Consider the following 12,571-nt stretch of genomic DNA (forward strand, 5'->3'; position numbering starts at 1 on the left):
ATGCTTATTCCCCGTCGAGTCAAGCACCGCAAGCAGCACCACCCGAAGCGTTCGGGTCAGGCCACCGGTGGTACCAAGGTCAGCTTCGGCGACTACGGCATCCAGGCCCTCACCCCGGCGTACGTGACCAACCGTCAGATCGAGTCCGCTCGTATCGCCATGACGCGTCACATCAAGCGTGGTGGCAAGGTCTGGATCAACATCTACCCGGACCGTCCGCTGACCAAGAAGCCCGCCGAGACCCGCATGGGTTCCGGTAAGGGTTCGCCCGAGTGGTGGGTCGCGAACGTGAAGCCGGGCCGGGTGCTCTTCGAGCTCTCCGGCGTCAGCGAGGAGATCGCCCGTGAGGCGTTGACTCGTGCAATCCACAAGCTGCCCCTCAAGGCACGCATCATCAAGCGCGAGGAGGGCGACGCATAATGGCGATCGGTTCCAAGGAGCTCCGTCCGACGGAGCTCGACACGTTCGAGAACGAGCGTCTCGCTGACGAGCTGAAGAAGGCCAAGGAGGAACTCTTCAACCTCCGCTTCCAGTCGGCCACCGGCCAGCTGGAGAGCCACGGTCGTCTCCGTGCCGTCAAGCGCGACATCGCCCGCATCTACACCGTCCTCCGCGAGCGCGAGCTCGGCATCCGTGCCACTCCCGCGCCCGTCGAGACCGCCCCCAAGGCCAAGAAGACGACGAAGAAGGCTGACAAGCCGGCCGAGTCGACCGAGGCCGAGACCGCCGAGGAGAAGTAATGGCGAACGAAGAGAAGAACTCCGCCGCCCTCACTCGCGGCTACCGCAAGACGCGTCGCGGCTACGTGACGAGCGACAAGATGGACAAGACCATCGTGGTCGAGGTCGAGGACCGCGTGAAGCACGCGCTCTACGGCAAGATCATCCGTCGCACGTCCAAGGTGAAGGCCCACGACGAGCTCGGCACCGCTGGTGTCGGCGACCTCGTCGTGATCAGCGAGACCCGTCCCCTCAGCGCGTCCAAGCGCTGGCGCCTGGTCGAGATCCTCGAGAAGGCCAAGTAGGCCTCGGCCTGCTTCGGAATAGGAGACAGCAGTGATTCAGCAGGAATCCCGCCTGAAGGTCGCCGACAACACGGGTGCCAAGGAGATCTTGACCATCCGCGTGCTCGGTGGCTCGGGTCGTCGCTACGCCGGCCTCGGTGACGTCATCGTCGCCACGGTGAAGGACGCCATCCCCGGCGGCAACGTGAAGAAGGGTGACGTCGTCAAGGCAGTCATCGTTCGCACCAAGAAGGAGACCCGTCGTCAGGACGGCTCCTACATCAAGTTCGACGAGAACGCGGCAGTGATCCTCAAGGCCGACGGCGACCCGCGCGGTACGCGCATCTTCGGTCCGGTCGGTCGCGAGCTCCGTGACAAGAAGTTCATGAAGATCATCTCGCTCGCGCCGGAGGTGCTGTAAGCCATGGCGAACATCAAGAAGGGTGACCTCGTCCAGGTCATCACGGGCGCGACGCAGGAGCGTGGCGGCGACCGTGGCAAGCAGGGCAAGGTCATCGAGGTCCTCAAGGACAAGAACCGCGTCGTCGTCGAGGGCGTGAACTTCGTCACGAAGCACGTCCGCGTCGGTCAGACGCAGCGTGGTTCGAAGACCGGTGGCATCGAGCAGCACGAAGCCTCGATCCACGTCTCGAACGTCGCACTCGTCGACCCGAAGACGAAGAAGCCGACGCGTGTCGGCTTCCGCACCGAAGAGGTGGAGAAGGACGGCGTCAAGAAGACCGTCCGTGTCCGCTACGCGAAGAAGTCTGGTGAGAAGCTCTGATGACTGACACGACTGCTGCGCCCGCTGGCAAGATCCAGCCGCGCCTCAAGCAGAAGTACCTGGCCGAGATCAAGACGGCCCTCACCGAGCAGTTCGGTTACGCGAACGTCAACCAGGTCCCCGGCCTGGTCAAGGTCGTCGTGAACACCGGTGTCGGCGAGGCCGCTCGTGACTCCAAGATCATCGAGGGGGCCATCAAGGACCTCACGGCGATCACGGGTCAGAAGCCCCAGGTCAACATCGCCCGCAAGTCCATCGCACAGTTCAAGCTGCGCGAGGGTCAGGCCATCGGCGCGCACGTCACCCTCCGTGGTGACCGCGCGTGGGAGTTCCTGGACCGCCTGGTGACGCTCGCACTGCCCCGCATCCGCGACTTCCGCGGTCTCAGCGACAAGCAGTTCGACGGCAACGGCAACTACACGTTCGGTCTCACGGAGCAGTCCGTGTTCCACGAGATCGACCAGGACCGCATCGACCGTGTCCGCGGCTTCGACATCACTGTCGTGACCACCGCGAAGACGGACGACGAGGGACGCGCGCTGCTCCGCCAGCTCGGCTTCCCGTTCCGCTCCAACGAGCAGACGGTCTAAACTACTTCGGGCGGTGCGGGCCGGAGGATTCACGTCCTCCGGCCCGCACGCACGAACACACCGATCTCGGGGAACCGCCCCGGGATCACTCGATCGCTCAGGTCGGCATTCGTGGAACGGGTGTCGAAACCAGGCGAGAAATGGACGAACATCATGACGATGACCGATCCGGTCGCAGACATGCTGACCAGATTGCGGAACGCGAACTCCGCGCACCACGACGCAGTCGCGCTCCCGAGCTCCAAGCTCAAGAAGAACATCGCCGACATCCTCAAGCGTGAGGGCTACATCAGCGAGTGGAAGGTGGAGGACGCCCGAGTCGGGCAGACCCTCACCATCGACCTGAAGTACGGCCCCGAGCGCGAGCGTTCGATCGCCGGCATCAAGCGTGTCTCGAAGCCGGGCCTCCGGGTCTACGCGAAGTCGACGGAGATCCCCCAGGTCCTCGGTGGCCTCGGCGTGGCGATCCTCTCGACCTCCTCCGGCCTCCTGACCGACCGCGAAGCCGAGCAGAAGGGCGTGGGTGGGGAAGTCCTCGCCTACGTGTGGTGATCGACAATGTCACGAATCGGACGTCTCCCCATCGACATCCCCGCCGGCGTCACCGTCTCCGTTGACGGTCAGAACGTGGCGGTCAAGGGCCCGAAGGGCGAGCTCGCGCTCGTCATCGCGGAGCCCATCCAGGCCAAGGTCGAGGAGAACCAGGTCCTCGTCACCCGTCCGGACGACGAGCGCGAGTCGCGTTCGCTCCACGGACTGACCCGGACCCTCATCGCCAACAACATCATCGGCGTGACCCAGGGCTACACCAAGGGTCTCGAGGTCGTCGGTACGGGTTACCGTGTCGCGGCCAAGGGCTCGAACCTCGAGTTCGCCCTCGGGTACTCCCACTCGATCACGGTCGAGCCGCCGGCGGGCATCAGCTTCGCGGTGGAGGGCAACAACAAGGTCACCGTCGCCGGTATCGACAAGCAGGCTGTCGGCGAGGTCGCCGCGAACATCCGGAAGCTCCGGAAGCCCGAGCCCTACAAGGGCAAGGGTGTCCGTTACGCCGGCGAGAACGTGCGCCGCAAGGCCGGAAAGTCAGGTAAGTGATCATGGGACTCCTCAAGACACGAGGCAAGAGCAAGGCGGCCGCCAAGGCGCGTCGTCACAACCGTCTCCGCAAGAAGATCACCGGCACCGAGGCTCGTCCCCGTCTCGCCGTCACCCGCTCGTCGCGTCACGTGTTCGTGCAGGTCATCGACGACTCGAAGGGTCACACCCTCGCAAGCGCCTCGACGATGGAGGCAGACCTCCGCTCGTTCGACGGCGACAAGACCGCCAAGGCCCGTCGCGTCGGTGAGCTCCTCGCCGAGCGCGCGAAGTCGGCTGGCGTCGAGGCCGTGGTCTTCGACCGCGGTGGCAGCAAGTACGCCGGTCGCGTCGCCGCGATCGCCGATGGTGCCCGTGAAGGAGGGCTGAACCTGTGAGCGACAACGCGAACACCAACGAAGACGCCAAGACCGAGGCCGTCGAGGCCACGGAGACCGAGGCTGTCGAGACCACGGAGACCACCGAGGCGAGCACGGAGGCCACGGCCACCGACGCAACCGCCGAGGCGACCACCGAGGGCGCCAAGACCGGCAAGGAGGCGGAGGCACCTGCCGTCGCCGAGCGTCCGGTCGAGACCGCCGCGGGCTCCGCGTCGAACAACCGCGACTCCGCTGACAACCGTGGCCGTCGTGGTGGCGGTCGTGACCGTCAGCAGGGCCGCGACCGCAACAACCGCGGTGGCGACAGCCAGTTCCTCGAGCGCGTGGTGACCATCAACCGCGTCTCGAAGGTCGTCAAGGGTGGTCGTCGCTTCAGCTTCACGGCGCTCGTCGTCGTCGGTGACGGCAACGGCCTCGTGGGCGTCGGCTACGGCAAGGCCAAGGAGGTCCCCACGGCGATCTCCAAGGGTGTCGAAGAGGCGAAGAAGAACTTCTTCCGCGTCCCCCGCGTCGGCAACACGATCCCGCACCCGGTGCAGGGTGAAGCCGCCGCTGGCGTCGTCCTCCTGCGTCCGGCCGGCCCCGGTACCGGTGTCATCGCCGGTGGTCCGGTCCGCGCCGTGCTCGAGTGCGCCGGCATCCACGACGTCCTGAGCAAGTCGCTCGGCTCGTCGAACACCATCAACATCGTGCACGCGACCGTCGAGGCCCTGAAGCAGCTCGAGGAGCCCCGCGCCGTCGCGAGCCGTCGTGGCCTCGACGTCGAGCGGGTCGTCCCGGCCCGTCTGCTCCAGGCCGAGGCCGCAGCCCTGCGTGCCGCGACCGAGAAGGCAGGTGCGTGATGGCGATGCTGAAGATCACGCAGATCAAGTCCGTTATCAGCGAGAAGCAGTACCAGCGCGACACCCTGCGCAGCCTGGGCCTCAAGCGCATCGGCCGTTCGGTCGAGCGTGAGGACAACTCCCAGAACCGCGGGTACATCGCGACGGTGGCGCACCTCGTGAAGGTCGAGGAGGTCGACGCATGAGCGACGAGAAGAACGAGCGCGTGCAGGTGCTGAAGCTGCACCACCTCCGTCCCGCAGAGGGCGCCAAGAAGGACCGCACCCGTGTGGGTCGCGGTGAGGGCTCGAAGGGCAAGACCGCTGGGCGTGGTACCAAGGGCACGAAGGCCCGCTACCAGGTCCGGGTCGGCTTCGAGGGTGGGCAGATGCCGCTGCACATGCGCACCCCGAAGCTCCGCGGGTTCAAGAACCCGTTCCGGGTCGAGTACCAGGTCGTGAACCTGGACAAGATCTCGGAGCTCTACCCCGATGGTGGCGACGTCACCGTTGCGGGCCTGGTCGCCAAGGGCGCCGTCCGCAAGAACGAGAAGGTCAAGGTTCTCGGTCAGGGTGACATCACCGTGAAGATCACGGTCACGGTCGACAAGGTCTCGGCGTCCGCCGCCGAGAAGATCGTGGCTGCTGGCGGCACCGTCTCCCAGTAACCCCCGTCGGCGGCCCGTGCGTTTGCGCACGGGCCGCCGTTACGGTTTCCTTGACAGTGGCCGGCATCCGTCGGCCAGGTCGGCCCTGCCGACCGAAACCGGTCCGGCCGCGATCGACGGCCCCGGTCCCACAAGTTCGGAGTCATCGTGTTCAGAGCGGTCGCGCGCATCATGCGCACCCCTGATCTTCGCAAGAAGATCGGCTTCACCCTCGCGATCATCGCGCTGTTCCGTCTCGGGTCGTACATCCCGGCACCGTTCGTCGACTACGCCGCCGTGCAGAGCTGTCTCGCCAGCGCGTCGTCCTCCGGCGGTCTCTACGACCTCATCAACCTCTTCTCCGGCGGCGCGCTGCTGAAGCTCTCGGTCTTCGCGCTCGGCATCATGCCGTACATCACGTCGTCGATCATCGTGCAGCTCCTGCGTGTGGTCATCCCGCACTTCGACACCCTCTACAAGGAGGGCCAGTCCGGCCAGGCGAAGCTGACGCAGTACACGCGCTACCTCACGATCGCGCTCGGTGTGCTGCAGTCCACGACCCTGATCACGGTCGCCCGCTCCGGCGCCCTGTTCGGCACCAACGCCTCCGCGTCCTGCACGTCGATCATCTCGAACGACAGCTGGTACGCCATCATGCTGATGGTGGTCACGCTGACTGCCGGTACCGGCCTCATCATGTGGATGGGCGAGCTCGTCACCGAGCGCGGCATCGGCAACGGCATGTCGCTCCTGATCTTCACGTCGATCGCGGCGCAGTTCCCGTCGGCGCTCTGGGCGATCGAGCAGTCACAGTCGTTCGAGCTCTTCCTGTTCGTGATCCTGGTCGGACTCGTGATCATGATGGCCGTCGTGTTCGTCGAGCAGTCACAGCGGCGGATCCCCGTGCAGTACGCCAAGCGCATGGTGGGGCGGCGGACGTACGGCGGCAACAACACCTACATCCCGATCAAGGTGAACATGGCCGGCGTCGTGCCCGTCATCTTCGCCTCGTCGCTGCTGTACCTGCCGGCCCTGATCGCGCAGTTCAACCAGCCCTCGGACGGCTCCGAGCCGGCCGCGTGGGTGACCTGGATCCAGAACAACCTGACCTCGGGTGACAACTGGTTCTACATGGTCCTGTACTTCCTGCTCATCGTCGGGTTCACGTACTTCTACGTGGCGATCACCTTCAACCCCGAAGAGGTCGCCGACAACATGAAGAAGTACGGCGGGTTCATCCCCGGCATCCGTGCCGGTCGTCCGACCGCCGAGTACCTCGACTACGTCCTCACCCGGGTGACGCTGCCCGGTTCGCTCTACCTCGGTCTCATCGCGCTCATCCCGCTGGCAGCACTGGCGCTGTTCGGCGCGAACCAGAACTTCCCGTTCGGTGGCGCGAGCATCCTCATCATCGTGGGTGTCGGTCTCGAGACCGTGAAGCAGATCGACTCGCAGCTGCAGCAGCGTCACTACGAAGGGCTTCTCCGTTGAGCGCACGTCTCATCATCGTCGGACCTCCCGGAGCCGGGAAGGGCACCCAGGCCGGCCGCATCGCCGACTCCTTCGGGATCCCCGCGATCTCGACCGGGGACATCTTCCGCAAGAACGTGGCAGAGGGCACGCCCCTCGGTGTGCAGGCGAAGGCGATCATGGACGCCGGCGACTACGTGCCGGACTCCCTGACGAACGAGCTCGTGAAGTCGCGCCTCCAGGAGTCCGACGCCGAGCACGGCTTCCTGTTGGACGGCTACCCGCGCACGGTCGGTCAGGTCGAGTACCTCGACGCACTGCTCGCTGAGCAGGGCACCGGGATCGACGCCGTCGTGCAGCTCGTCGCCGACCAGGACGAGCTCGTCGGTCGCCTGCTCAAGCGCGCCGAGGACCAGGGCCGCAGCGACGACAACGAGGAGACGATCCGTCGTCGCCAGCAGGTCTACGCCGAGCAGACGGCGCCCATCGTTGCGGCGTACGGCGAGCGTGGCCTCGTCGTCGACGTCGACGGCCTCGGTGCCATCGACGAGGTCGGCGACCGCATCCAGACGGCACTGGCGGGCCGCGGGCTCTCCGCGACCGTCTGACCAGCGTGGTGCGGTTCAAGAAGCCCTCGATCTACAAGACCCCGGACGAGCTCCGGGCGATGGTCCGGCCGGGCCTGCTGACCGCCGAGGCGCTCGACGCCGTCCGTGCAGCGATCCGTCCGGGGATCACCACCGGTGAACTCGATGCGATCGCCGAGCGCACCATCCGTGACGGCGGGGGAGTCCCGAACTTCCAGCTCGTGCCCGGCTACCGCCACACGCTGTGCGTGTCGGTGAACGACGAGATCGTGCACGGGATCCCCGGTGAGCGCGTGCTCGCGCCCGGCGACATCGTGTCGGTGGACGCCGGTGCCGAGGTCGACGGCTGGAACGGCGACAGCGCGTTCACGACCGTCGTGCCCGGCGGCGACGCTGCGGTCACCGCAGCCCGTCAGACGCTCTGCGACACGACCGAGCGGTCGCTCTGGCACGGCATCGCCGCGCTCGCCGACGCGAAGAACCTGCACGAGGTCGGCTCCGCCGTGGAGGACGCGATTGACGAGACCGGCGCGTGGGGCATCGTCGAGGACTACACCGGCCACGGCATCGGCCGGTCGATGCACGAGGAACCGCCGGTCTTCAACTACCGCGTGCGCGGGGCCGGACCTGCCGTCAAGCCGGGGCTGGTGGTCGCCATCGAGCCCATGGTCACGGCCGGCGCCATCGACAGCTCGACGGACGACGACGAGTGGACGGTCCGGACACTCGACGGCTCCGACGCCGCGCACTGGGAGCACAGCGTCGCGGTGCACGCGGCCGGCATCTGGGTGCTCACTGCCGCCGACGGCGGCGCTCGGGGCCTGGCCCCGCTGGGTGTGACGCCCGTCCCGATCCCGTAGGACGGGCCTCCAGTCCGCACGCGGTGCCCACGCTGGGTGTCTCCGCACGACGCGACGGCCAGGAGGCCCGGCTGGCGTCAGCCGCGTCGACGACGTCGCGTGGACCCACCCGACCACCGCCGGGCGCACGCGCCGTGGCATCGCGTCAGTTGCCGACGGAGCAGGTCTCCTCGGAGGCGCTCTGCCCGGTGATCGACGAGGGGAGCGGCGTCGCCGACGCGGTCGGCGTCCGCGTGGCGGTCGCGCTCGGCGTCGCCGACGGTGTGCCGGCGGACGACGAGGTCCCGGACGAACCCGAGGTACCGGACGAACCCGAGGAGCCGGACGACCCGGTGCCGCTCGACGTCCCGCCGCTCGACGGCGACTCCTCGGAGGCGCGACCGGTGCTCGAGTCGCTCAGCGACGACCGGACGTCGTTCTGCAGCGCCACGTTCAGGGTGTGGGCCGTCTCCTGGTCGACGATCACGCGGGCGTTGTCGGCGGGGTCGTCGGCCACCGGGTACTGCACGAAGAGCATGTTGGCCGTGCTCATCCCGCGCAGGGCTGCCGCGAGCTTGACGAGGGTGCCGGTCTGGGCCAGGCCGTCGGACAGCGTCATGTTGGACAGGGCGGCGCCGGCCAGCTTGTAGAGCGTGATCGGGTTCGAGAGCGTGCCGTCCGAGGTGACCTTGCGGAGGAGCGCCGACAGGAACACCTGCTGTGAGCTGATGCGGGCGAGGTCGCTGCCGTCGCCGACCCCGTGGCGGGTGCGCAGGAAGGCCAGGGCGTCCGAACCCTCGAGGGAGTGCGAGCCCGTCGTGAGGTGCAGGCCGGTGAACGTGTCGTCGATCGGCTCGGCGACGCAGACGTCCACACCGCCGAGGGCGTTCGACATCTCGATCACGCCGTCGAACGTGATGAGCCCGGCGTAGGGGATGCTCAGACCGGTCAGGTTCTCCACCGTGTCCACGACGCAGGAGACACCGCCGTTGCCGAGCGCCGTGTTGAACATCGCCGAGGTGGACGCCGGGTAGGTCGTGCCGGTCGCGGGGTTCGTGCAGGCCGGGATGGGGACCATCAGGTCGCGGGGGAAGCTGACCGCGGTGAGCTGCTGGTGGTCCGCCGAGATGTGGATGAGCATCGTGACGTCGTTGCGGGCGCCCTCGACGTCCTCGTCGGAGTCGAACTGGCCGACCCGGGTGTCGCTCCCGATGAGCAGGATGTTCGCCCCGCCCTTGATCGCCGAGATGTCCGCCGTCTTCGCGGTGCTCTGGTCGTCGGTGCTCAGCGCGACGGTCTGCGGCGCGGTGGCGAGCTGTGCCCCGGCGATCGCGGCGACGCTCGTGCCGCTGACGAGCAGGACGGCGACGGCGGACGCGACGACGGTGACGAGCGTGCCCCAACCCCGGCGACGGGCCTGCTTGCCGTGGCTGGCGAAGGGGCGTCGGGTGGCGTCGGGCACGTGTTCTCCGTTCGGTGGTCCGGCGCGAGCTGCGGGTGCGACGGACGTGGCTGCGGAGCAAAACTACGGTTCGCGCGCATGTGTGCGCCCGGAGCGCGCCGTCAAACCACTGTGCAACGCTCAGGCACGGCCCCGGAAGCCCCAGACGTGGGGTGTTCCGCGTCCCCACTTGGCAATTGTGGGTTTACCACATAAGATCGATCTTTGGTGTGTCATGCCCTCTCGGGTGTGGCGACCGACCCGCAGACCGGTTCGGGGATCACACCTGTTCCACAACCAAGCGACAGTGAGGCTATGGCCAAGAAAGACGGCGTCATCGAGATCGAAGGCTCGGTGCTCGAAGCTCTGCCCAACGCGATGTTCCGCGTTGAGCTGACGAACGGACACAAGGTCCTCGCGCACATCTCCGGGAAGATGCGCCAGCACTACATCCGCATCCTCCCCGAGGACCGCGTGATCGTGGAGCTGAGCCCGTACGACCTGACCCGCGGCCGGATCGTCTACCGCTACAAGTGATCCGCGAGCTGGAAAGGAACGGCACGGCAATCCTGCCGAGCACGAAGCCAGCGAGCACGAGGAAAGAACCATGAAGGTCAACCCCAGCGTCAAGCCCATCTGCGAACACTGCCGTGTGATTCGCCGCAAGGGCCGCGTCATGGTGATCTGCAAGAGCAACCCGCGTCACAAGCAGCGCCAGGGCTAGTCCCGGGCGCGTGACCGGCGCCGACGGTGTCCATCGGACACCAGGCTGCTCGAGCACGACCCACAACTGAAGATCGACAACGCAGTACCAGAACCCGGTCGCACGACGACCGGGGGACACCTCGGGGCGGAGGCCCGTGCACCGGTACTGCGCCACACCTCCATCGACAACAGGAGCAGCCATCACATGGCACGTCTAGCAGGCGTCGACATCCCGCGCGAGAAGCGCGTGGAGATCGCACTCACGTACATCTACGGCGTCGGCCGTACCCGCGCCGTCCAGGCACTGACGGAGACCGGTATCTCCGGTGACATCCGCGTCAAGGACCTGACCGACGACCAGCTCGTCGCCCTCCGTGACTTCATCGAGGGCAACTTCAAGGTCGAGGGTGACCTCCGCCGTGAGGTCGCCGCCGACATCCGCCGCAAGGTCGAGATCGGCAGCTACGAGGGTCTTCGCCACCGTCGTGGTCTCCCGGTGCGCGGTCAGCGCACCAAGACCAACGCTCGTACCCGCAAGGGACCGAAGCGCACCGTGGCAGGCAAGAAGAAGGCTCGATAGGAGACCCCGATGGCTACCCCCAAGACTGCCGCGCGCAAGCCGCGCCGCAAGGAGAAGAAGAACGTCGCTGTGGGCCAGGCTCACATCAAGAGCACGTTCAACAACACGATCGTCAGCATCACCGACCCGTCGGGTGCCGTCCTCAGCTGGGCGTCCTCGGGTGCCGTGGGCTTCAAGGGTTCGCGCAAGTCGACGCCGTTCGCGGCGCAGCTCGCTGCCGAGTCCGCTGCGCGTCAGGCGCAGGAGCACGGCGTCAAGAAGGTCGACGTCTTCGTGAAGGGCCCGGGTTCGGGTCGCGAGACCGCGATCCGCTCCCTCCAGGCCGCTGGCCTCGAGGTCGGCTCGATCAACGACGTCACGCCGCAGGCGCACAACGGGTGCCGCCCGCCCAAGCGCCGTCGCGTCTGACGCGAGGAGCAACCGGCCGCGCCCTGCTCGTCCCCTGACCGGATCCGTTCCGGCGAGGGCGGGCAGGGCCCGCGGCCATTCCTGGTCGTTCGATCGCGCACGTGTGTGCGCGTGATCACAACTCAACAGACCCGTCGGGGCCCATGCGGCCCCGTCGTACCGCCAAGTGTCATATAGCGGACACTTCGCCGAAAGGAATCCCACAGTGCTCATTGCACAGCGCCCCACCCTGACCGAGGAGCCGATCTCCGAGCACCGCTCGCGCTTCGTCATCGAGCCGCTCGAGCCGGGCTTCGGTTACACCCTCGGCAACTCGCTGCGCCGCACGCTCCTCTCCTCGATCCCCGGCGCGGCTGTCACCAGCATCCGCATCGACGGCGTCCTCCACGAGTTCAGCACCGTTCCCGGTGTCAAGGAAGACGTCACCGAGATCATCCTCAACATCAAGAGCCTGGTCGTCTCCAGCGAGCACGACGAGCCCATCACGGCGTACCTGCGCAAGCAGGGTGCCGGTCAGGTCACCGCGGCGGACATCTCCGCTCCGGCCGGCGTCGAGATCCACAACCCGGAACTCGTCATCGCGACCCTGAACGACACCGCGCGCTTCGAGCTCGAGCTCACGATCGAGCGTGGCCGTGGCTACGTCTCGGCGACGCAGAACCGTTCCGAGTTCAGCGAAGCCGGTCAGATCCCGATCGACTCGATCTACTCGCCCGTCCTGAAGGTCACCTACCGCGTCGAGGCGACGCGTGCCGGTGAGCGCACGGACTTCGACCGCCTGGTCGTCGACGTCGAAGCGAAGCCGGCCATCACGCCGCGCGACGCCATCGCGTCGGCTGGTCGCACGCTGGTCGAGCTGTTCGGGCTCGCTCGCGAGCTCAACACGGCGGCAGAGGGCATCGAGATCGGCCCCGCGCCGGTCGACGCCGTGCTCTCGAACGAACTGCAGACCCCGATCGAGGACCTCGACCTGTCGGTCCGCAGCTACAACTGCCTGAAGCGGGAGGGCATCAACACGGTGTCCGAGCTCGTCGCCCTGTCGGAGACGCAGCTCATGAACATCCGCAACTTCGGTCAGAAGTCGGTGGACGAGGTCAAGGACAAGCTCACCGAGCTCGGCCTGTCCCTCAAGGACACCGTCCCCGGATTCGACGGCGCCCACTTCTACAGCGGGTACGACGAGGACGAGTCCAACAACTGACCTCGCGCTCACGCGCAAGCG

General features: G+C 67.0%; 21 protein-coding genes. 20 read left to right on the plus strand and 1 reads right to left on the minus strand.

Annotated features, from left to right (window positions below):
* From rplP to map, 15 genes are all read left to right on the plus strand, one after another.
* The gene (rplP, locus tag DEJ04_RS05490) at window positions 1-420 is read left to right on the plus strand and encodes a 50S ribosomal protein L16 (RefSeq protein ID WP_017885526.1); all 420 of its coding nucleotides are present in this window, start codon (window positions 1-3) and stop codon (window positions 418-420) included.
* Window positions 420-740: a 50S ribosomal protein L29 gene (gene rpmC, locus DEJ04_RS05495; protein WP_017885525.1), complete on the plus strand. Its 321-nt coding sequence runs from the start codon at window positions 420-422 to the stop codon at window positions 738-740. Before rplP ends, rpmC begins: the two co-directional genes overlap by 1 nt.
* Window positions 740-1,024, plus strand: a complete 285-nt coding sequence (gene rpsQ / locus DEJ04_RS05500; protein WP_017885524.1) for a 30S ribosomal protein S17 — start codon at window positions 740-742, stop codon at window positions 1,022-1,024. The genes rpmC and rpsQ overlap by 1 nt, the downstream gene beginning before the upstream one ends.
* A gap of 31 nt (window positions 1,025-1,055) precedes the next feature.
* Window positions 1,056-1,424 (plus strand): 50S ribosomal protein L14, encoded by a 369-nt coding sequence (gene rplN, locus DEJ04_RS05505; protein ID WP_017885523.1) that lies wholly within the window; start codon window positions 1,056-1,058, stop codon window positions 1,422-1,424.
* A 3-nt stretch (window positions 1,425-1,427) separates the two neighbouring features.
* A complete protein-coding gene (gene rplX / locus DEJ04_RS05510; protein ID WP_017885522.1) occupies window positions 1,428-1,787 on the plus strand; it encodes a 50S ribosomal protein L24 in 360 nt (119 codons plus the stop codon).
* The gene (gene rplE / locus DEJ04_RS05515; protein WP_042537502.1) at window positions 1,787-2,377 is read left to right on the plus strand and encodes a 50S ribosomal protein L5; all 591 of its coding nucleotides are present in this window, start codon (window positions 1,787-1,789) and stop codon (window positions 2,375-2,377) included. Before rplX ends, rplE begins: the two co-directional genes overlap by 1 nt.
* A gap of 153 nt (window positions 2,378-2,530) precedes the next feature.
* Window positions 2,531-2,929: a 30S ribosomal protein S8 gene (rpsH, locus tag DEJ04_RS05520; RefSeq protein WP_017885519.1), complete on the plus strand. Its 399-nt coding sequence runs from the start codon at window positions 2,531-2,533 to the stop codon at window positions 2,927-2,929.
* A 6-nt stretch (window positions 2,930-2,935) separates the two neighbouring features.
* On the plus strand, window positions 2,936-3,472 hold the full coding sequence (gene rplF / locus DEJ04_RS05525) for a 50S ribosomal protein L6 (RefSeq protein WP_017885518.1): 537 nt from the start codon (window positions 2,936-2,938) through the stop codon (window positions 3,470-3,472).
* A 2-nt stretch (window positions 3,473-3,474) separates the two neighbouring features.
* Window positions 3,475-3,849 (plus strand): 50S ribosomal protein L18, encoded by a 375-nt coding sequence (gene rplR, locus DEJ04_RS05530; RefSeq protein ID WP_027466725.1) that lies wholly within the window; start codon window positions 3,475-3,477, stop codon window positions 3,847-3,849.
* A complete protein-coding gene (gene rpsE / locus DEJ04_RS05535; protein ID WP_071406161.1) occupies window positions 3,846-4,694 on the plus strand; it encodes a 30S ribosomal protein S5 in 849 nt (282 codons plus the stop codon). The genes rplR and rpsE overlap by 4 nt, the downstream gene beginning before the upstream one ends.
* Entirely contained in the window at window positions 4,694-4,879 is a 186-nt protein-coding gene (rpmD, locus tag DEJ04_RS05540) for a 50S ribosomal protein L30 (RefSeq protein WP_017885515.1), read from the plus strand. Before rpsE ends, rpmD begins: the two co-directional genes overlap by 1 nt.
* On the plus strand, window positions 4,876-5,340 hold the full coding sequence (rplO, locus tag DEJ04_RS05545; protein ID WP_027466723.1) for a 50S ribosomal protein L15: 465 nt from the start codon (window positions 4,876-4,878) through the stop codon (window positions 5,338-5,340). Before rpmD ends, rplO begins: the two co-directional genes overlap by 4 nt.
* A 147-nt stretch (window positions 5,341-5,487) precedes the next feature.
* Window positions 5,488-6,810: a preprotein translocase subunit SecY gene (secY, locus tag DEJ04_RS05550; RefSeq protein ID WP_027466722.1), complete on the plus strand. Its 1,323-nt coding sequence runs from the start codon at window positions 5,488-5,490 to the stop codon at window positions 6,808-6,810.
* Window positions 6,807-7,397: an adenylate kinase gene (locus tag DEJ04_RS05555; protein WP_111046468.1), complete on the plus strand. Its 591-nt coding sequence runs from the start codon at window positions 6,807-6,809 to the stop codon at window positions 7,395-7,397. Before secY ends, DEJ04_RS05555 begins: the two co-directional genes overlap by 4 nt.
* Before the next feature lie 59 nt (window positions 7,398-7,456).
* Window positions 7,457-8,236: a type I methionyl aminopeptidase gene (gene map / locus DEJ04_RS05560; protein ID WP_375334725.1), complete on the plus strand. Its 780-nt coding sequence runs from the start codon at window positions 7,457-7,459 to the stop codon at window positions 8,234-8,236.
* A gap of 145 nt (window positions 8,237-8,381) precedes the next feature.
* Here the strand turns inward: map and DEJ04_RS05565 are convergent, their stop codons facing one another.
* Window positions 8,382-9,677 carry an LCP family protein gene (locus tag DEJ04_RS05565; protein WP_111046470.1) on the minus strand — a complete coding sequence of 432 codons (1,296 nt, stop codon included), beginning with the start codon at window positions 9,675-9,677 and terminating at the stop codon, window positions 8,382-8,384.
* A gap of 294 nt (window positions 9,678-9,971) precedes the next feature.
* On the opposite strand from DEJ04_RS05565, the gene infA reads away from it, so the two are divergent.
* The 5 genes from infA to DEJ04_RS05590 all read left to right on the plus strand — a co-directional run bounded on the left by infA (window position 9,972) and on the right by DEJ04_RS05590 (window position 12,550).
* Window positions 9,972-10,193 carry a translation initiation factor IF-1 gene (infA, locus tag DEJ04_RS05570; protein WP_017885509.1) on the plus strand — a complete coding sequence of 74 codons (222 nt, stop codon included), beginning with the start codon at window positions 9,972-9,974 and terminating at the stop codon, window positions 10,191-10,193.
* 70 nt (window positions 10,194-10,263) lie between these two features.
* The gene (rpmJ, locus tag DEJ04_RS05575; RefSeq protein WP_022903266.1) at window positions 10,264-10,380 is read left to right on the plus strand and encodes a 50S ribosomal protein L36; all 117 of its coding nucleotides are present in this window, start codon (window positions 10,264-10,266) and stop codon (window positions 10,378-10,380) included.
* A 186-nt stretch (window positions 10,381-10,566) separates the two neighbouring features.
* Window positions 10,567-10,941 (plus strand): 30S ribosomal protein S13, encoded by a 375-nt coding sequence (gene rpsM, locus DEJ04_RS05580; RefSeq protein WP_017885508.1) that lies wholly within the window; start codon window positions 10,567-10,569, stop codon window positions 10,939-10,941.
* A 9-nt stretch (window positions 10,942-10,950) separates the two neighbouring features.
* On the plus strand, window positions 10,951-11,349 hold the full coding sequence (rpsK, locus tag DEJ04_RS05585; protein WP_017885507.1) for a 30S ribosomal protein S11: 399 nt from the start codon (window positions 10,951-10,953) through the stop codon (window positions 11,347-11,349).
* A 205-nt stretch (window positions 11,350-11,554) separates the two neighbouring features.
* Window positions 11,555-12,550, plus strand: coding sequence for a DNA-directed RNA polymerase subunit alpha (locus DEJ04_RS05590; protein ID WP_017885506.1), 996 nt, complete (start codon window positions 11,555-11,557; stop codon window positions 12,548-12,550).
* Window positions 12,551-12,571: the final 21 nt, after the last annotated feature.

The sequence above is a fragment of the Curtobacterium sp. MCLR17_044 genome (assembly GCF_003234435.1).
GTDB lineage: Bacteria > Actinomycetota > Actinomycetes > Actinomycetales > Microbacteriaceae > Curtobacterium > Curtobacterium flaccumfaciens.